Genomic DNA, 19,493 nt, shown 5'->3' with positions numbered 1-19,493 from the left:
TAGTCTTACCCGATGGTAATATCTGATTGCCTCTTCTATGATACATTATTGCGTTGACAATTAATCCACCCTGCCTAGCCCCCCTTAATAAGGGGGGGACAAGATTCCGCTCAAAGTCCCCCTTGTTAAGGGGGATTTAGGGGGATCGAGATATGTGCAACTTCACATTAAATTGGTATAACAAATTATCCTAGCCAGGATGGGTTCATTGCGGTACTGTCAAATTGGTTGCTAGTTTTATACAGTTCGTATTGCCCTTTTGCCGCCGCTGCGCGTGTGCGATTCATCATCGCGGCAACTTGTGCCCCATCCATCGGCTTAAACGTGCGAGCGGCCTCAAACGCTTGATCGAGGAGTTGCATGGTATCAATGCCAGTAATCACAACTGAAGTAGGCAGATTCATCGCATAGTGGAGACATTCGATCGGGGTGACAGTATTGCTTCTAAGCACGTAGGAGTCGCCCATAGATTTCATCCCCAACACACCGATTTGGTTCTTCACCAGCACCGGCAGAACTTGTTGCTCAAAACTTCTAAAATGAGCATCCATCACGTTCAGCGGCATCTGTACCGCGTCGAAACGGAAATTGTTTTGAGTGGCAACTTCCAGCATTCGCAGGTGAACCAAAGGATCTTTGTGTCCTGTAAACCCGATGTAGCGAATCTTGCCCGCCTTCTGCGCTTCCACCACAGCCTCCATTGCCCCACCGGGTGCAAAAATGCGATCGGGGTCTTCCATCCGAATAATTTCGTGATGCTGCATCAGGTCGATGCGATCGGTCTGCAAGGCTTTCAGCGATTCGTCAATCTGCATCATAGCAGCGCCTTTAGTGCGACCGTCGATCTTTGTCATCAGGAAGACCTTTTGCCGGTAGCCATCCTTGAGCGCTGCACCCATCCATCGGTGGCTGCGTCCGTTGTGATAATCCCAGGAGTTGTCCATGAAATTGATGCCGCGGTCGATCGCGCTGCGAATGAGCTTGATACTTTCTTGCTCCTCTCGAAGGCGTCCGATATGGTGTCCCCCTAAGCCAATTGCAGACACTCGCTCTCCGGTGCGTCCCAGCGTCCTGTAACTCATCTCGCCGCTTTGGGTCTGAGCTTCTTGGGCAACTTCACTTTCAGCGTATACTTGGGTCGGTTCATCTTGAGCTAACAAAGGTTTAAAAAACCCTTCCGAAGCTGCCATTCCTGCTGCAACCAAACCCGAAACAGAAGTTACCTTTAACAAATCGCGTCTGCTGATACCCATAAATGTCTCCTTTAAGAAATAACTAGGACTTACTCACAGTATTAGAGGAACAGATGCAAAAAACCTCTATCAAAGTAGGTCACAGAAATAATCCTAAAGAGCTAGAAGCAATCTTTTCTCTAGCCTTGGTCGGAGGTGCTTGAGTTATGGAACTGTCTAAAGGAACATTTGAGCGAGTTCTTGGGCATATTCTCAATGCTGAGTGCCGCTGAACTTTTTCCGTGATTCGGAATGATTTCTTGGCTGGGTTCAGGTAGTCCTAATCCGGCCGCAATTTGCTTTGCAGATTCGATCTCGATGTGCGCGAACCATCCCAGCCTGATTGTTGCTTACCGGACATAGGGGACGATTGATGGGCAAATCAGCCAAGTTTCCACTGCCAAAATAAAAGGCTTATTGACGGTGCAACATCTCAGTTTTTAGCGACTTGACTGACGTTTATGCCGCTGGCTTATATTCCGATAGATCACTTTCTAGTCAGCAAATAAATTGGTATTTTGAAGATACATACTGGCCGCAATGTCGGTTCGGATCATTTGCCGTTAATTACAGATTTGGTCATTTTAAGGCAGGATTCGATATTTTCTAACAAATTATTGATTAACTGTATCTGGTATTGCTGAATATTTGTCTGTAGTGGCTCTTTGCTGTCTTGAAAACAGATAACTTTTCCGGCGATTTCCTTGTAGTGTTGCAGCATGGAAAAAGTATCGGTGCTGAAGCGAGCGAGATAGTTTTTAGCAGCCTCGCTGCAAATTTGCGTTACTTGCTTGAGATAAGCTTCTGACGATTCAGGCGGCTTTTCATAGCCAGTTCTTTTATTCAAAATATAGCTAGCACCGCCGACTACTGCGGCTCCCACAGGCCCGCCCAACAGCCAACCTAAGCCGGTGGCGATCGCCACTGGAGTTACTTCGCCCTCGATCGACTTTTGAGCCGGAGGTGGCGGCGGTTCCGGTAAAACGATTTGGGGGGATGGGGGAAACGAGGTCAAAAGTGCGATCGGCTGTTCTTTATCAAAGAATTCGCAAGCTTTATTTACCCATTCTGCGATCGTTTGCTGCTGATTTAAGACCTCTCGCTGAAATTTTATCTTCCACGCATCAAAACTCCCTTCCTGGAGCGACAGCGCCATTTCCGATTGATACCGCTGCAAAAGTGTGGGCTGGTAAAGCCAAATCTCGAAGTCAGAAACGCTGGCTTGAAAGCCTTTTAATATCAGTTTTTCTGCTTTTTGTTTAATTTCAATTCTGTCTTTATGCTTTTGTTGAGCTGCGGCTATTTCTGCGGTGACAGTTTCAGATTTCGCTCGCAGAGATTGGCAAATTTTAATAGCTATGGCTTCAATTCTGGGCAACTTAACTGCTAGTTGTTCCTGTTGAGCTGCTACAATACTTTGCAAAGCCGATTCAAACGCGGCAATTCCTGTGGTTTGGGCGGCCGCCACATCTCCTTTCAGCCTCGCCCTCAAAGCCGGCAAAGCATCGACGCGGTAGATATTGCTGATATTGTTCGGCAAGTTGGAGCGAAAACTTTCGGCAACAAACAACAACCGATTGTAGACTTGTTTTTGTTCGTCTGGTTCGAGTAAATTAAGAAAATTGGCAACAAAGATGACTGTGTTGATGTTGCGATCGCTCAACCAATCTCTTAAGTTCTCCCGTTCGCCTAAAGTCATCAATTTGCGAGCGTCTAAAACCTGCACAACTAAATCAGCCGCGAGCAATTTATCCCGAACCAAATTATCCTGTTCTTGGCGATCGTTGGTTCCCGGCAAATCCAGCAATTCCACACCCGTTTTCAGGAATGGATGGGGACAGTAAACATTCACGGCTGCCACATCATCCCGCATTTGTCTGGCGTCGTCAAGGATGGCGTAGCGTTTCAACACATCAGTCCCCGGTTCGCTAACTTCTGTGCCGTCTTTGAGGGTGATTTTTGCGTGCAATTCCTCGCCGTAGTTGACATAAATGGCAGCACCTGTAGTGGGCACAAGGTCGATCGGCAAAGCACGATTTCCCAACAAAGCATTCAGCAAAGTTGACTTGCCGTAATTAAACGGGCCAAAGACAGCGATTTGAAAAGTTGGTTTGGCGAGATAGTCGCAGATTGAGGTTGTATCTCGGTAAAGTTGGGAGTTTTTGTCGAGTTCGAGAATACCGAGTGCTGACTTGAGATTGTCTGTCAGGTTTTGATAAGTTTCGGGTTGTTGCATATTGTTTTATCTAATTGTTTGATAATAAGAGGTTTGTAGTTAGTAGGGTGGGCAGTGAGCACCTACATTAATTAGGTTTTGCGTCTAGGATTGATATCGTTTCCGGTTGCATCGGAATTAATATTACCTGAAATCAGGACACGGCAGTGCCGTGTCCCTACAATTCATCTAGCGTAGGGAAACGGCACTGCCGTGTCCTCGCCGATCGTTCCGGCCCAGCCGGAATTGATATGAAGGATCGGGACACATTCATTTAGCCGATGCTAGGAAACCTTGATATAGCGATTCTATACTGTACGACTGAGCAGAAACATCAGCCTCCAATTTTTTCAAGCGCTCAGATTCAGCCTGACAATTAATCTCGCGAGATTCCTTTTGTTCGAGCAAATTATCTAATTCTGCTTTCCGAGAATTAATATCATCATTCATGCGATCGCCCACTTCCCGCCCGTAAACATCAAAACACTCTTTCACAGCATCGTGAATCGGCTGCCACTGCTCTTGTGCCACCTGCGGCAGATATTTCACTAACTCTTTTTTCGCCGCTTTCACCAACTGTTTGTGAGCTCCGTCTGCTTGCAAAACCCCAACACCCATCCCCAATAAAGCCAAGTACAGCGGCCCCAAAACAATCCCCGTAAAACTAGCAAAAATCGTACTGACGCTCAACACAGTAATTAAATTGAGCAGAATATTTTTCCAGTCAAAACCCGCTCCTGCCATTGCTACGCCCGCCAGGTTTCCGCTGGTTAACGAAAACAATCCCATCGCCCATTTTGCCCAAGCTGGCGAGTTATCTTCCTTCGAGTTGCTGACTGCTGCCGGTATCTTTTGCCCGGTCAGTTTTTCGGTGATTTTTTCAGTCACTTTCGTGTAAGATGCTCCGTAATTTGCCGCACTTTGCGATAGCTGCGAAAATGCTGAATTCATCTCTTGTTCGGCCGTGAGAGTCCAAGCTGCTAGTTTGTCGTTGATGTACTGCTCGAATGCTCGTCTGAGCGATGCTTCAAAGGCTTCTCGCTTGTCTTGGCTGAAGAAATCCAGAAATCTCAGCTCGGGTTGATACCGCAAGAAATCTGTTTCAAAGGTATTTTCTAAGTTGAGAACGTAGATGCGGAAAGAATCTGCGATCGCCCGCGATTTACTATCTCTAACTCCGATAATTTCCTGTTTAAATTCATCGCGGATTTGAGTCAACTTCTTAAATTCCGGCTCAACTGAATTAATCTTTTCCTTCAACTCGTTGACATCGCGATCGAGCAATGGTAAACGGCGCCCAACAGCTTCGCGGACGCGAGCAGAAATTTGACGCGCCAAAGTCCTCGCCGGACGCAGTTCGGAAATAGCCCTTTCCTGCGTCAAAAACGTATTCAGTGCCGCCATAAACTCGGGAAAACCAGTTCCTGCCAAATCCGCATCCGGGTTTTTCACTCGCAACCTGAGCGCCTTAATTGAAGTAATTGCAAACACTCGCTCGTCGTAAATATCGTGTCCTTCTGTTAAACAATATTCAGCCAAATTAACTTTAAAAACTCGCCGCAGTTTCTCTTCTGCTTCTGCCATTTCTTCAGTATCGTCCGGGTCAATCAAACTTTCCCGCACTTGATCCCAAGCATTGATCAGAAAGAAAATGCTCAATCCGCGATTTTTGATGTAATTTTCTAGATAGCGTCTTTCACCCATCGTGCAAGGCTGAGTTGCCCTGAGCACGAACAAAATAGCGTGGCAGTTGTTGATGTAACCTAGAGATAATTCGTTGCGGGCTTCTGTGTCGTTGAGTCCGGGACTGTCTACTATTTCTATGCCTTTTTCTAGCAAAGGCAAGGGATATTCTACTACGGCGCAGTCGATATCTGGAAATGCTGGTTTCTTTTCTTCTTCTAGGCGTTTTGCCTCAGCGGGGTCAATTGTATAGTTCTGTTTGAAACTTTTAAAATCTAGCTGTTTGGGGCTTTTGCCGTCATTGAAATAAACAGTTACTTTTTTTTCGGAACCGTAGCGCAAAATCGTCAGCAAAGCCGTACAGGGGTTGACATCGCTGGGCAGTAAGTTTTCCCCGATTAAGGCATTCAGAAAAGTGCTTTTGCCGCGTTTCATGTCGCCTAAAACAAGCAGCCTAAAGACTCCTTGGCGCAAGTTTTTGCTGGCGAGATTGATGTCGGCGTTTTCTGTTTCTAAACCGAGTTTTCCCGATGCTTCGCTTCCTTCTAGTTCGGATTGATTGATGGCTGTGGCGATGTTGCTGAGGCGATCGGCAATTTCTCGGCGGACGGTGGCTACTCGCTCTAAATCGTTGAGAAAATTGCTGGTTTCTACTTTAAGGTTCATGGTTTTTTATTGATAGTTTTCCGAGCGGTTTGTGCGAGAATAAGCTAAAAGCAACTTGATATCAAATCCGTGGCATCGGAATTCGTATTACCCACAGTCAGGACACGGCAGTGCCGTTTCCCTACAATTAATAGGCGTGATAGTTACATCTGTTTCGAGCTCTGATTGTTTGGGAGTAGGGAAACGGCATTGCCGTGTCCTCCGTTACTAAAAGTTTTGGGTGATTTTCTAGTTTTCTTCAACAAATATTTTGTAAGCAATCAAAGCAATCCCTCCAACTATCACCGCAGTTGCCAGCCAAGATGCGATGCGAACTGCAACGACAACAGCAATGACAATGCCTGTAAATTGAGCGGCTGCTATGATTTTTCGGCGCCATTGTTTGAGTTTGCCCTTAGTTTTGCTGTCTGGTTCTTCGTACTTGCTCGTTAGATGTTCGGGCACTGAGCGGTCGATTTCGGCTTCTAGTTCGCGGAGCCGAATTTCTTGTTCGCGCCTCCGCAGCTCTTGTTCTTTGTGCCGGAGTTCTCTTGCTTTTTTATCGGGAGAATTCATAACATTTACCCTGTTTGCCAGTTAAAAAGTGTGTTATTTATTGTCTGTGTTGCGGAGCGATAAGTTCTCTACAACTGTAACTCACATTTGCCGCCGTGTCGAGAGGTGTTAAGAAATTTCAAAAAGGGCGATTCCCTACGGGATAGCTACGCTTCACGACCTTTTAAGCCGATCGCCCTACGCCCTAGACTAGGCGGCGTTGCGAATCATCGATATCCTTCGGGGCCGATGGTAGTGCGATCGCAATCAGCGTCGGACAAATCAACCAAACGCGATCGAAATAAGTTGCACCCAGCTAATTGAGCTTTAGTTAACTTTGCTTTCTCCAAATTAGCTCGGCTCAAATCAGCATATCTCAAATCGGCATTGCTCAAATCTGCATTGTACAAATCCGCACCTTGTAAATTAGCTTTCTGCAAATTAGCACCTTGCAAATTAGCGTGGCGCAAATTAGCTCTTGATAAATTAGAACCTGACAAATTAGCTTCCGACAAATTGGCTTGATAAAGTTGAATATCGCCCAATTCAGCATCTTGCAACTCTGTTTTATAAAGATTGGCTTGAGTCAGATTTCCGTAGGGCAAATAAGCTCGCCTGAGAACGCTACCAGAAAGGTTTATTTCTGCCAAATCTGCTTGAAACAAGTTATCTCCACTTAAGTCAACTGCGTCAAAGTTTCGCTTGCCCTCAGAATACTGAGCGAGCAATTCCTCAGCGCTTAGCTTTTGCATTTTCATCCCTTTATGAGGACAGCTATTGCAGCCAATCCATAACGATAATTGATACTTATTTTTTTGCGTATTTATACTTAGGCATCTTCTTATGTTAAGCTTGTGTAACAACGATCGCACTTTTTCTAAGATTTTTTTTATATTTGTAAATTTCTGCCTTGCTCAACCAGTAAGCGGTCGGTAATGTCAAGATCGATAAACAAACCAAAGCCAATTCTCTACTGAAATATGCCAGAACTTCCTCTTTCCATTGCTGAGCACTACCACGAACAGACGAAATACGACCCTGAAACGATTGCTGCCAAAAGCAAACGGCTAGATTGGACAGAGCAACCTGTTCCGTTCAAAGAATATAAAATTGGAGCGTATTTTGACCTCAAGCCTTATCTAAAAGACCCCTCGGAGGATTCCGATGCGGCTCCAGATGCCGGTTGGTGGCACCGCTTGTCCAGCTTGTTGCTGTGCAGCTACGGGTTGACGGCGAAGGTGCAGACGGTAGACGACAGCTACCTGTATTTGCGATCCGCACCGTCTGCGGGCGGGCTCTACCCAGCAGAGGTTTATTTAATATCTCGCGGTACGCCGCATTTGCCGGCCGGACTTTACAACTATCAGTGCAGAACTCATTCACTTGTTCATTTTTGGGACAGCCAAATTTGGCCGGCGTTGCAAGCAGCTTGTTTTGGGTCGCCGGTGCTAGAAAATACCCAATTGGCGATCGCCGTTACCACTGTTTTTTTCCGTTCTTCTTGGCGTTACGAAGACCGAGCTTATCGGCGAATTTTCCTAGACACCGGTCATTTATTGAGCAATATCGAGTTAGCTTGCGCCATCAACGATTACCGACCTCACCTGATTGGAGGATTCGCCGACGAAGCGATCGATCAATTACTGTACATCGACTCGGAACAAGAAGGAGCGATCTGTTTAATTGGTTTAGCCGACTTGCTGGATATCGACCAAAACTTGCCAAAATTTAAAACAGCTTTCCCCGGAAACACCACAACAGATTACCCGCAAATTTCGGAAGGTCAACTTTTAGGATTCCTCCACAAAGCGACACAGTTAGAATCAGATCCCACCGGAGCTGATGGCTGGAAATTTGATGAAACTGAAGGGGAATTAGAGGATAAATACAACTTTCCATTTTGTACTAAAGTCTCGACTGTCACTCCTTCGATTCCTTGGGGGGTGAACCTGGAAACTTTAGAAAGCACTATGATCAAAAGGCGTTCTACCCGTGCTTATACAGGTGCTTCTTTGAGCTTGGGCGAACTGCTGGCCGTGCTCGATTTCACTTACCAGCCGCAGCACTATATCGACCAAGGATTAGACAGTTCTCCCGACTATTTCGATCTGAGTTTGATCGAGACTTTTATCGCTGTTTCGGGAGTGAATGGGTTAGAAGAAGGTTGTTACTATTACGCTCCGAAAGCTCAAGAATTGCGGCAAATTAGGTTTAAAAATTTCCGCAGGGAGCTGCATTTTTTGTGTTTGGGGCAAGACTTGGGCAGAGATGCGGGGGCGCTGTTGTTTCACACGGCGGATTTGAAGAGGGCGGTAGCAAAATATGGCGATCGAGTTTACCGATATTTGCACATGGATGCGGGTCATTTGGGCCAGCGGTTGAATTTAGCAGCTATTCAACTGCGTTTGGGTGTCAGCGGTATCGCGGGCTTTTTTGACGATCGGGTGAATGACGTTCTCGGTATTCCTGCGAGTGAAGCTGTGCTTTATATTACAACTCTGGGAAGACCTCGATCGTGAGCCAGAATGAGTCATCAGTCAGCATTAGTCAACGCAGAAAGTATCCTAACAAAACAAATTCTGCTCGCGAAGCCGCTGCCACGCTTTGCGAATATGTTGAGGCTTAAATAGTTCGCTCTTGCGAATGTTCCATTCGCGTACAAGTTCGATCGCTCTTTCGGAATCCTCTGCTGCTTCCCTATTTTCCTTAGCAACCCAGTGAACAGTTGCCAGCAGTTCCATTCCGTAAGGAGTTTCAAAACCGTTGATTAAGTTGCTAACACGCTCTAGTCGCTCAATAGCATCGGGGGCATTTTCTAAAAACTTCCGCGCCGCTATTTCACCGTCAGACAACACATAGATTTGTGCCTCTCTACTCCTGTCTCCATAACCTCGAATAAAATGCCCTTCCAGCTTCTGCAAAACATGATTGAGATTATTTGCATAAGGGCCGTACTTTTCTTTCACATACTGCAATTTTAGCGGTTCACCTGCTACCTGAAGAAAATAAGCTAGCTTTTGAATTTCCAGCATTGTCAACCGATAGCCAGGAATTCCGTACAGATGCAGCAAGCGAACAAACAAGGCACGAGCGCGAGTCATTTTTGGTTTTTCGGTAGCAACCTGCATCGTATCAGCTTCAGGATTACCCTGCGGTTCAAACAGCAGCACTTGCACGTTAGGCAGTTCCAAAAACGCCGATTCAATGAGAGGTTTTACCGTTTTCCAAGATAACCCGCCGTTCCCGCAACCCAGCGGAGGAACCGCAATGGAAGTGATGCCCAATTGCTTGATTTCTTGAATCAAAGCTGTTAGTCCAGATTTAATATCTTCAATTTTTGACTTGCCTTTCCAGTGGCGTTTTGTGGGAAAATTAATAATGTATCGGGGATTGAATAGATTGCCAGTAGATATTACAAACATTTGTCCTGGCTGCACTTCACCAGCGCGACAAGCCTTTTCATATTGGCGGAAATTTTCGGGATATGCCTGCTTGAACTGCAAGGCAATTCCTTTGCCCATAACTCCAACACAATTAACTGTGTTGACTAGGGCTTCGGCATTTACTTTTAACAGGTTGCCTTGCTGAATTTCAATCACTTTTATTTCCAAATCTTTCTTATCTTAATAATACCAATTATTGCGGACTATGACTGATGGCTTGTGTGTAAAATTTTGTAAAATATTCTCTACCTGTGTTTTTATTGTATCGCTCATAACTCCGATTTCTGTTATTAGCTGCCAAGGGAAAAAGTAGCGAACCAAAAACTCGGCTTGACGCCTGCGTTTTCTGTCATTATCTTCGTTTGTGTCATTCCAGTAAAGCGATTCCATGACATCCCAATCGATCGCACCTAGATAGTTGAGGTCGTCAAAAAAATCGGTAAATGTCATGACTGCATGACCGTCAGTAAAAACAAAAGATAAATCTTCAGCCTCGATATTCTCTATACTAGAAACCAGGTGAATAACTGCTGCCTGACCTTGAGTGTAGTTTTCTACATTGCCACGACTAATAGTATATAGCATCGGAGAGCGCGGAGCAAAATAAAATGGAACATAATCATGCAATACTCCACCTTCACCGCACGGAACATAAGTTGTAGCGCGACGATATTGGATATTTTCGTAGGCGATATTAGTGTAGTTAGTTTGTGTCTCAAACATAACATTGTAAGCGAACAATCCACCTTGAGAAATAATAGATTCTAGATTGTCAATGTGGGTGATGTGGTAAATAGGTATTGGCACTGCTGTTATCTGTTGGCTTTTTCAGGTTTAAGACACAATTATAATACCTGCTTACTTACTCAAAGATAAACAATTTTTTACCCTTGTTATTTGCCAATGCAAAACTTGCTAAATATTCTGTCCAGCACTGATTCTGTCACTTCTTCTCCCGTAACTTCACCCAATGCTTGAATTGCGCCGCGCAAATCTATTGTCCAGAAATCAAAAGGCAATTTGTTGCTAATAGTATCCGTGCACTGTTCCAGAGAAATTTTCGCTCTGGTTAAGGCTGCTGCTTGCCGCTGGTTGATTGCTAAGTCTGAGTTTGCTGCTTGCAAATTTCCGCCGCTGACGGCATCTAAGATTGCTGTTTCTAAGTCTTCTATGCCTCGATCGAGGGCGGCGGCTGCGGTAACTATGGGATGAATTTCAGGGGGAAAAGGTAATTCGGGAATTGTTTTTACTAGGTCGATTTTGTTGATAATTATAATTAGCTGGCGGTGCTTTACTTGTTCGTAAATTTCCGAATCTTCCTCTGTCCAACCCGCTTCCGCGTCAATTGTCAACAACACTAAATCGGCTTGTTTTGCTGCTGCGCGCGATCGCTCAACGCCGATTTTTTCTACCTTGTCCTCCGTCTCCCGAATCCCCGCAGTATCCAGCACCTGCACGGGAATTCCTCCGACAACTAACTGCGATTCTACCACATCCCGCGTCGTACCGGGCAAATCTGTGACGATCGCCCGATCGCTCTTACTCCACGCATTCAACAAACTCGACTTTCCCACATTCGGCCGCCCGACAATCGCCACTTTCAAACCCGTTCTCAACAATTCACCGCGATCTGCCGAGAGCAAAATTGTTGACAATTCCGCCAAAATATGATTTATTTGCAAAGAAGTTTTAGCTTCATCTAAAGGCGGCAAATCTTCCTCAAAATCAATTCTCGCCTCAATTTCTGCCAGCACATCCAAACAAGTTGCTCTCAGTTGGCGAATTGGCTGCGCTAATTTTCCCTGCAAAAGGGCCAAAGCACTTTGTGCAGCAGCCGGCGATTTTGCTCCCACCAAATCTGCAATACTTTCAGCTTGAGTTAAATCGAGCCTCCCGTTCAAAAAAGCCCGCAGCGAAAACTCTCCCGGCCCGGCCAATCTCGCCCCGTTTTCCAAACACAACTGCAAGACTTGCTGCACGGCCATAATGCCGCCGTGACAGTGAAATTCCACGACATCTTCGCGAGTGAAAGAACGCGGCGCTTTCATGATTAGCAGCAAAGCTTCATCGACTAATTCTTCAGTTTTGGGGCGGCGGATGTGACCGTAAAGAATGCGGTGAGACTCCCAGATTTGCCCTCCTGGGGCGCGAAACAGAGTTTTGGCAATTTTTAAGGCTGCGGAACCGGAAAGTCGCACAATGCCGACGCTGCCTTGTTGGGGAACTATGGCCGTGGCGATCGCTGCGATCGTTCCTCCTTTTGTTAGTGATTCAGACATTTTTATTGTTTACAGATTCCAAATTTATCTTAATGTTTGTTTTGGGCGATCGGGCAATTGCTGCTCTGTCTTCGAGGATATAAATCTCTGATTGGTTCTTCAAAAAATTAAAATAGCCGCCATTTTGTGCAAGCTGCACCAGTTCCTAAGTCAAAGAGTAGGGGAGAGTTGGTAATATTTTTCCTAGGCTCGTTAATTGCTCGTCGGCGGCGAGAGGTAAGATAACTTTAATTAGGGATTTAACCAGTTGTACGTTCATTTGACTGACCTCCGGCGTGGTTGTTAAATTATACATATTTCATTGACAGAATAAACAATTTCAGCGAATTTTTTGTAAGATATTAGAAGAGCGCAGCCGCGCTTGACTTACATAGGCAATCCGATCGCCCGTTTGCTCAGTCAGTGGATTTTAGATTTTAGATTTTAGATTTACTCCACAGATGAATCGGGGAGCTTCAACTCGGGTCTAAAATTTTGGGCGTCTCACGACTCCTGTCGGAAAGCAAATATTCGTTTTTGGGCGGGAGTCACGGCCCGATCGAACTTAAATTACTCAGCCAAATGTTTGGGCTATCGTGATTTCATGCGATAATGGAACATTAACAGGGTAGAGGGTTCTCGCATGATTGGTCAACTTCTCGACAGACGTTACCGCATCATTAAAGTCACAGACTCAAGTGAGGTGGGAAAAACTTATCTAGCAGCAGATACTCACCGTCCCGGGTATCCGCAATGCACTGTTAGAGAAATGCTGCTCCCCGGCACAAGTTCGCAAACTCCAGAATTAGTCAAAGTTATATTTCAAAGAAACGCAGAAATAATTGAAAAATTGGGAAAACACGACAAAATCCCCGAATTATTGGCATATTTTGAGGAAAATCAAAGTTTATACTTAATTGAAGAATTTATTGCCGGATCGCCTTTAAGTCAAGAACTAATACCCGGTGAACCTTGGTCTGAAGACAAAGTAATTGGTCTGCTATCAGAAATATTAGAAATTTTGGTGTTCATACACTATAAGGGTTTCATTCACCGCAGAATTCAACCAGACAGAGCGATCCGGCGCGAGTCAGACGGCAAATTTGTGTTGGTTGACTTTAGCTTAGACAAAGAAATTAACCCGGAACTCGCTAACTGTCATTTGTTGGCGCAAACCTCCCCGAACTCTCTTAAACGGCATGAGGCAAAAAAACAGGATTTGGGGGATGAGTCATTATACGTGCCGATCGAGCAATCGATCGGCAACCCCCGCTACAATAGCGACATCTACGCTCTAGGTACGATCGCCCAGCTTGCCGTGACGGGACTCTCACCCAACGAACTGAGTGCCTTAAAAAACAACAAAAGCGAAATTCCCTGGCGAAACCGGGCAACTTGTTCGCCTGTCCTAGCAGATATTATCGATCGAATGGTGCACCCCGACTGCGAGGAACGCTATCAGGAGGCCGCCGAAGTTTTGGCAGACCTCAAACAAATCGCCGTAAAATGGGAGGTTGAGCCGCCGCCAGCCACAATCATCACGGACGCTATGAGTAAACCGCCGAGACACCGCCAAACTAGACTGCTGCTGATGGCTGCAACAGCCTCCGCTTTAATCTTGACAGCACTCATAATTTACTTGTGGCAGAGTCAAAGTCCGGCGAGGGCAAAAGAATTGTTAGCCCGCGGCGTTGCAAAGGCGCAACAAGGGGACAAAACAGGGGCGATCGCCGATTATACAAGCGCGATCGCCATGAATCCCAGCGATGCGGAAACTTACTACAAGCGAGCCAATACTCGCTACGACATGGGCGCCACCGAGCAAGCAATACAGGATTACACGCAAGCAATTAAAGTCAATCCCAGCCACACCAAAGCCATCTACAATCGAGGTCTGGCCCGCCGCGACACCGGCGACAAGCCCGGGGCCGTGGAAGATTTCACCCAAGTAGTGCGGCTCAATCCCAGCGACGGTGAGGCATACTATCAGCGGGGTTTAGCCTACTACGATTTGGCCGACTACCGCACGGCAATTTCTGACTACACTCAAGCAATTCGGCTCAATCCCAACGATGCTACCGCTTACAGCAATCGGGGTTTAGCTCGATCGGCCGCGGGCGACAAAACAGGAGCAATGGCAGATTTTACCCAAGCAATTCAAATTAGCCCCAAACAAGCTGGCGTTTACTACAGTCGCGGTCGATCGAGATTTAATCTGGCAGATTATCAAGGAGCGATGGAAGATTACAGTAAGGCGATCGAATTGGAACCAGAGCTAGCTGATGCTTATACCAATCGGTGCAGCGCTTACTTAAATTTGGCAACCTACGACAAAGCGATTGCAGATTGCACCCGAGCAATTGGCCTCGATCCCAAAGATGAAGCAGCTTATAACAACCGCTGCATTGCTTATCTGAATTTAAAACAATTTCAAAAAGCCAGCGAAGATTGCAGTTTGACGATCGGACTCAACGGCAACAATCCCAAAGCATACAGCAATCGAGGATTAGCTCGATCGGCTTCGGGAGACAATCCGGGTGCTGTGGAAGATTTTACTCAAGCAATTCGGCTCAATCCCAGCGATGCAGTAGCTTACAGCAATCGCGGTACTATTTACTCAGAACTAAAAAATTACCCTTTAGCGGTTGAGGATTTTGCTCAGTCGCTGCGGCTCAACCCCAACAATGCTAGCGCTTTTTACAGCCGAGGCCTCGTCCGCCGCCAACTCAAAGACCGTACCGGGGCGATCGAGGATTTTCAGAAAGCTGCAACGCTGTTTCTAGAACAAGGAAGAGCCGACGGTTTCCAAAACGCACAAGCACAAATCAACGACCCTAAATAAACTCTTAGTTATCAGCCATCAGCCATCAGTCATCAGTCATCAGGAAGAATGAAGAATGAAGAATGAAGAACGAAGAAGGAAGAAGGCAAAATTACCAACTCCTAATTCCCAATTACCAATTCCCAATTACCAATCACCAATTCCCAATTCCCAACTCCCAACTCCCCGTTACCAATTCCCAATTATCGATATGAACATGGTTGGTCAACTTTTAGACAGGCGTTATCGCGTAGTGCAAATTCTCAGTTCGGGAGCTTTCGGACAAACTTATTTAGCTGTCGATACTCGCCGCCCGGGCCACCCTCAATGTGTAGTCAAACAACTTCGCCCTCCTAGCAACACTTCCACAGTTCTCAAAACAGCTTACCGCTTATTTAAACAAGAAGCAGAAATATTAGAAAAGCTGGGAAAACACGAGCAAATTCCATTTTTACTCGCTTATTTTGAAGAAGGAAATCAATTCTATCTCGTCGAAGAGTTTGTGCCGGGACACGCCCTAAATAGGGAAATTGTGGCAGGTCAACCTTGGCGGGAAGAACGAGTGATCGATCTATTGGAAGAAGTGTTGCAACTTCTCGCTTTCGTACACTCTCAGGGAGTGATTCACCGCGATGTTAATCCCTCCAACTTAATCCGCCGCAAACCAGACGGCAAATTAGTTTTAATTGACTTCGGCTCGGTTAAAGAAGTTGCAAGTCACGTCAGCGACTACGATACAGAATTTCCGCGCACCATTGCTACTGGAACTCCGGCTTATATGCCGATCGAACAATTTCAAGGCAACCCGCAATTTAGCAGCGACCTCTATGCAGTCGGGATGATGGCCGTCCAAGCTATCACGGGTTTGCCCGGTACGGATTTGCCAAAATTGCAAGATCCGAGTCCTTCTCATACGGGGGAGATTGTTTGGCGAAACCGAGTTCAATGTTCTCAGGTACTGGCAAATATAATTGACAAAATGGTCTGTCATCAATTTGGCAAACGCTATCACTCTGCTGAGGAAGTTTTGGCAGCTCTCAGCAAGTTGAGACACCGCCAAGAGCCGGGGAATACGGCTCAAAAGAAAAATATTTCTCCGAGCTTAGTGTCTTTTGATAGTTTTTCGTCACGTTTGGGAACTCGGTTTTGGTGGCTGATTTTGGCTGGCTTCGGGGCGGCGATAGCTCTGGTATTTCTATTTAGTTATTGGAGCCGCCCGAATCCGATTAAAGCTAAGGAATATTACGAACAGGGAGTGGAAAAGTCTCGCAATCAAGATGCGGAGGCAGCTTTGCAGGCTTTTAATAAGTCAATTCAATTAAATCCTAACAATGCTGAGAGTTTTTATCAGCGGGGTAATGCTAATTACGATTTAAAAAAGTATCAAGAAGCAATTGCCGATTATTCTCAGACGATTGCTCTCAATCCTAAATATTTTCAGGCTTATTTTAACCGGGGCCTAGCCCGTCACGATTTTAACGACAAGCGCGGGGCGATTGAGGATTACACTCAGGTGTTGAATCTCCAGCCCAACGATGCTGATACATATTATGAAAGGGGAGTTGCTTATTTAGAACTGCAAGATTACAAGACGGCTATTCAGGATTTTAACGCAGTAATTCGGTTGCAGCCGAACTTTATTAAAGGTTATCATTCGCGGGGGTTGGCTCGCGCTGCGAGCGCAGATTTGCAGGGGGCGATTGGAGATTATACTGAAGCAATTAAACTCGATGCTAAGAATGTTGATGCTTTCTACAGTCGGGGGAGAGCTCGCTTTCACCTAGGAGATTATCAGGGAGCTTTGGCGGATTATTCTCAGGTAATTGCGATCGATCCCAAGAGTGGAGATGCTTACGCTAATCGTTGCAGTACGCAGTTGAATTTGGGAGCGTATCAAGCGGCGATTGACGATTGCACTCAGGCAATTTCTCTGAGCGATGAGGATGGGGTTCCTTACAACAATCGCTGCATTGCTTATTTAAATTTGAAGGATTATCCGAAAGCAATTGCCGATTGCACTCAAGCGGTGACAGTAAATCCGAATGATTATAATGCTTTGAGCAATCGTGGTTTAGCTCGCAGCGGAGGGGGAGATGCACAGGGGGCGATCGCCGATTTTACCGCAGCCATCGGGTTCAATCCCAACGATGCTGAAGCTTACGCAAATCGGGCTAAGGTTTACCAGCAGTTAAATAATTATAACAGTGCGATCGCCGATTACGTGCAAGCCATTAGGATCAATCCGAATTATGCCGCGGCTTACTACGGTAGAGGATCAGTTCGCCGCTTATTGGGAGACAAAGCAGGAGCGATTAGCGATTATGAAAAAGCAGGCAAAATCTTCCTGGATCAAGGACTTACTGGCGGTTACAAAGATTCACAATTTGAAATTGAAAAACTCAAGTAGTCAGTTGTTAGTTGTTAGTTGTTAGTTGTTAGTTGTTAGTCATCAGTCAACAGTCAACAGTTAACAGTCAACAGTTAACAGTCAACAATGCCCCATGCCCAATTCCCTTTAAGAATTTTGAATTCGTTTAACCAATTCATAAAACGGTTCCCAATTATCCTCAATAGCTATGGGTTCCCAAACAGCCTCAATCGTCGGTCTCAAAAGCGATTGTTCGGGATTGTGCCTGTGCAACCTATCCGCCATTTTATCCAGATCGTCCGCCGACAAACTTTGCAAAACGTGACAATAAAACTGCCGCCAATGTGCTATCAACTCCGTCGGTTCCGCCTCACTAAAAATTTGACTGGCATCATCTCGCCAAGTGCGATCGAACTGTCTTCGCAATTCAAAAAAGAAATCGTGATAGCCTACTTGAGACTCCGCCAGCAATTTAATTGTCAGTTGCAACAACTCATCAGCATCTGCTTCTGGCAATTCCTCAAATCCCAATCTATTAAGCATCAACTGCCGGTAAGCTGCATTATAATAATCGCCAAACTTTGCCAAAGCAGCATCCATATCAGCTTGAGCGATCGCGGCTGCTAGCGGTTGCTGGAGCTTCTCTAAATTCCCCTTGCAAATAAACGGTTGATTCCCGTAACAATAAAGACCGTAATGGTCGAAATAAGCTGCTGTAAATTCCGGCTTGTAAGTTGGGATAAAAGCGAAAGGCCCGTAATCAAAACTTTCTCCAGTAATCGACATATTATCAGTATTCAGCACTGCGTGGCAAAATCCTGCTGCCATCCACTGAGCGACTAATTCAGCTACTCGCTTGACTAAATCCGCATAAAATAGCGCATACTTCTCAGCCGGCGAAACAGCCGCATTGCTTGCTGCTAAATGCAGTTCAGGATAGTAATATTCAATAACAAAATCTAAAAGTTTTTTAGTTAAATCTGGGCGGCGGATATAGTTTAGTCTTTCAAAAGTGCCAAACCGGATGTGAGAATGGCTAAAACGCACCATTACGGACGATCGCGTCGGAGAGGGTTCGTCGCCCCGCCACAAAGCATCCCCAGTTTCAACTAAACTAAAACAGCGAGATGTCCGAACTCCCAATCGGTGCAAAGCTTCGGCGGCCAAAACTTCGCGAACTCCCCCTTTGAGAGTAAGTCTACCATCAGCGCTTCGCGAGTAGGGAGTGCGGCCGGAACCTTTAGTGCCGAAGTCGTAAAGTCTGCCGTCAGTGCCGCGAACTTGACCGTACAAAAAGCCTCTACCGTCGCCTAAATTCGGGTTGTATTCGTTGAATTGATAGCCGTGGTAGCGCAGTGCGAGAAAGGGACGGACACAGTGAAATTCGCCGAATGCTTCGATGAAATGTTGGTCGGTTACTTGGGCGGGGTCTAAACCCAATATCGGCAATAATTGGTCGTTGCGAAACCGGAGAATGTGCTGCGGAAAATCGGCCGCCGGGACTTCATCAAAATAGTCGCCGCCGAGGGATTCTAGGGCGGGTTCGTAGTTTAGGGAAAGCAAGGGATTTGACATTTTTTTATTTTATCTTGAAATTGGCGAAATTTGCAATTCATTGTAGGGTGCGTCAGTTGTAAAAATTTTGAACGATAGACAGAGAATCTTCGGCTGACGCACCCTACAGACTCACTACTCGTGACCAATATGTGCCGGAATATCTGGGATGTCATTGCCTCCCCAATCTTCAGGATAAATGCTTTCGGCAACAAATCGATGGAAGCTAGAATATTGCCAATCTTTGGGGGACTGGCATAAACCATGTTTGACTGGATTGTAATGAATATAATTGCAATGATTAGCATAGTCTGTTTCATCTCTAATTAAATGTTCCCAAAATCTTCGCTGCCAAAGATTTCTTTCTTTCCGTTTTTGTCTGGATTCGCTAATTTCGGCGTGTATTCCTAATTTGTCAGCGCATTCATGTGTGACAAAACTTTTAATGAATCGCCAACGAGTTGCATAATTGTTATCACCCTCTGGTAGCGTCCAAATACAATGTATGTGATTTGGCAATAAAACAATTGCCTCAATTGAAAAAGGGTAAAGTTGCTGGACTCGGAGTAGGGACTTTCGTAAAGATTCCCGAGCAATATCGCTGCACAGCCAAGGAATTCTTTGATAAGTGAGTTGGCTAAAAAAGTAGGTTGCTCCGGGTATGGTGGCTCTCCGGTAGTTCGACATAATATTCAGTTAGTAGTCGTTAGTTATTGTCG

At 45.7% G+C, this 19,493-nt stretch carries 13 protein-coding genes; 3 read left to right on the top strand and 10 right to left on the bottom strand.

The window, feature by feature from the left end:
• Positions 1-185 precede the first annotated feature (185 nt).
• The 5 genes from QUA02_RS19255 to QUA02_RS19235 form a co-directional block, all read right to left on the bottom strand.
• Positions 186-1,253, bottom strand: a complete 1,068-nt coding sequence (locus tag QUA02_RS19255; protein ID WP_333029946.1) for an aldo/keto reductase — start codon at positions 1,251-1,253, stop codon at positions 186-188.
• 532 nt (positions 1,254-1,785) lie between these two features.
• Positions 1,786-3,468 carry a dynamin family protein gene (locus QUA02_RS19250; RefSeq protein WP_333029945.1) on the bottom strand — a complete coding sequence of 561 codons (1,683 nt, stop codon included), beginning with the start codon at positions 3,466-3,468 and terminating at the stop codon, positions 1,786-1,788.
• Positions 3,469-3,717: 249 nt separating this feature from the next.
• A complete protein-coding gene (locus tag QUA02_RS19245; protein ID WP_333029944.1) occupies positions 3,718-5,796 on the bottom strand; it encodes a dynamin family protein in 2,079 nt (692 codons plus the stop codon).
• Positions 5,797-6,024: 228 nt separating this feature from the next.
• Positions 6,025-6,351, bottom strand: coding sequence for a hypothetical protein (locus QUA02_RS19240; protein WP_333029943.1), 327 nt, complete (start codon positions 6,349-6,351; stop codon positions 6,025-6,027).
• Between the two features lie 206 nt (positions 6,352-6,557).
• Entirely contained in the window at positions 6,558-7,082 is a 525-nt protein-coding gene (locus QUA02_RS19235; protein WP_333029942.1) for a pentapeptide repeat-containing protein, read from the bottom strand.
• Between the two features lie 228 nt (positions 7,083-7,310).
• Between QUA02_RS19235 and QUA02_RS19230 the strand changes: the two genes are divergently transcribed.
• Positions 7,311-8,849, top strand: coding sequence for a SagB/ThcOx family dehydrogenase (locus QUA02_RS19230; protein ID WP_333029941.1), 1,539 nt, complete (start codon positions 7,311-7,313; stop codon positions 8,847-8,849).
• A 45-nt stretch (positions 8,850-8,894) separates the two neighbouring features.
• Here QUA02_RS19230 and darG read toward each other — a convergent pair whose 3' ends face one another.
• The 3 genes from darG to mnmE form a co-directional block, all read right to left on the bottom strand.
• Entirely contained in the window at positions 8,895-9,929 is a 1,035-nt protein-coding gene (darG, locus tag QUA02_RS19225; protein WP_333029940.1) for a type II toxin-antitoxin system antitoxin DNA ADP-ribosyl glycohydrolase DarG, read from the bottom strand.
• A 24-nt stretch (positions 9,930-9,953) separates the two neighbouring features.
• Positions 9,954-10,580: a type II toxin-antitoxin system toxin DNA ADP-ribosyl transferase DarT gene (gene darT, locus QUA02_RS19220; RefSeq protein WP_333029939.1), complete on the bottom strand. Its 627-nt coding sequence runs from the start codon at positions 10,578-10,580 to the stop codon at positions 9,954-9,956.
• An 86-nt stretch (positions 10,581-10,666) separates the two neighbouring features.
• The gene (gene mnmE, locus QUA02_RS19215; RefSeq protein WP_333029938.1) at positions 10,667-12,052 is read right to left on the bottom strand and encodes a tRNA uridine-5-carboxymethylaminomethyl(34) synthesis GTPase MnmE; all 1,386 of its coding nucleotides are present in this window, start codon (positions 12,050-12,052) and stop codon (positions 10,667-10,669) included.
• A gap of 622 nt (positions 12,053-12,674) precedes the next feature.
• On the opposite strand from mnmE, the gene QUA02_RS19210 reads away from it, so the two are divergent.
• The gene (locus QUA02_RS19210) at positions 12,675-14,873 is read left to right on the top strand and encodes a tetratricopeptide repeat protein (RefSeq protein WP_333029937.1); all 2,199 of its coding nucleotides are present in this window, start codon (positions 12,675-12,677) and stop codon (positions 14,871-14,873) included.
• A 196-nt stretch (positions 14,874-15,069) separates the two neighbouring features.
• Positions 15,070-17,259: a tetratricopeptide repeat protein gene (locus tag QUA02_RS19205; protein WP_445305186.1), complete on the top strand. Its 2,190-nt coding sequence runs from the start codon at positions 15,070-15,072 to the stop codon at positions 17,257-17,259.
• Between the two features lie 108 nt (positions 17,260-17,367).
• Here QUA02_RS19205 and QUA02_RS19200 read toward each other — a convergent pair whose 3' ends face one another.
• Entirely contained in the window at positions 17,368-18,795 is a 1,428-nt protein-coding gene (locus QUA02_RS19200; RefSeq protein ID WP_333029934.1) for a protein adenylyltransferase SelO, read from the bottom strand.
• A gap of 114 nt (positions 18,796-18,909) precedes the next feature.
• Entirely contained in the window at positions 18,910-19,461 is a 552-nt protein-coding gene (locus QUA02_RS19195; protein ID WP_333029932.1) for an REP-associated tyrosine transposase, read from the bottom strand.
• Between the last annotated feature and the right edge of the window lie 32 nt (positions 19,462-19,493).

The sequence above is a fragment of the Microcoleus pseudofavosus SVA1_A4 genome, assembly GCF_036700565.1.
In the GTDB taxonomy this organism is placed as follows: Bacteria; Cyanobacteriota; Cyanobacteriia; order Cyanobacteriales; family Microcoleaceae; genus Microcoleus.
The sequence above is the reverse complement of the archived record's forward strand: the minus strand, read 5'-3'. Positions and strand labels throughout refer to the sequence as shown.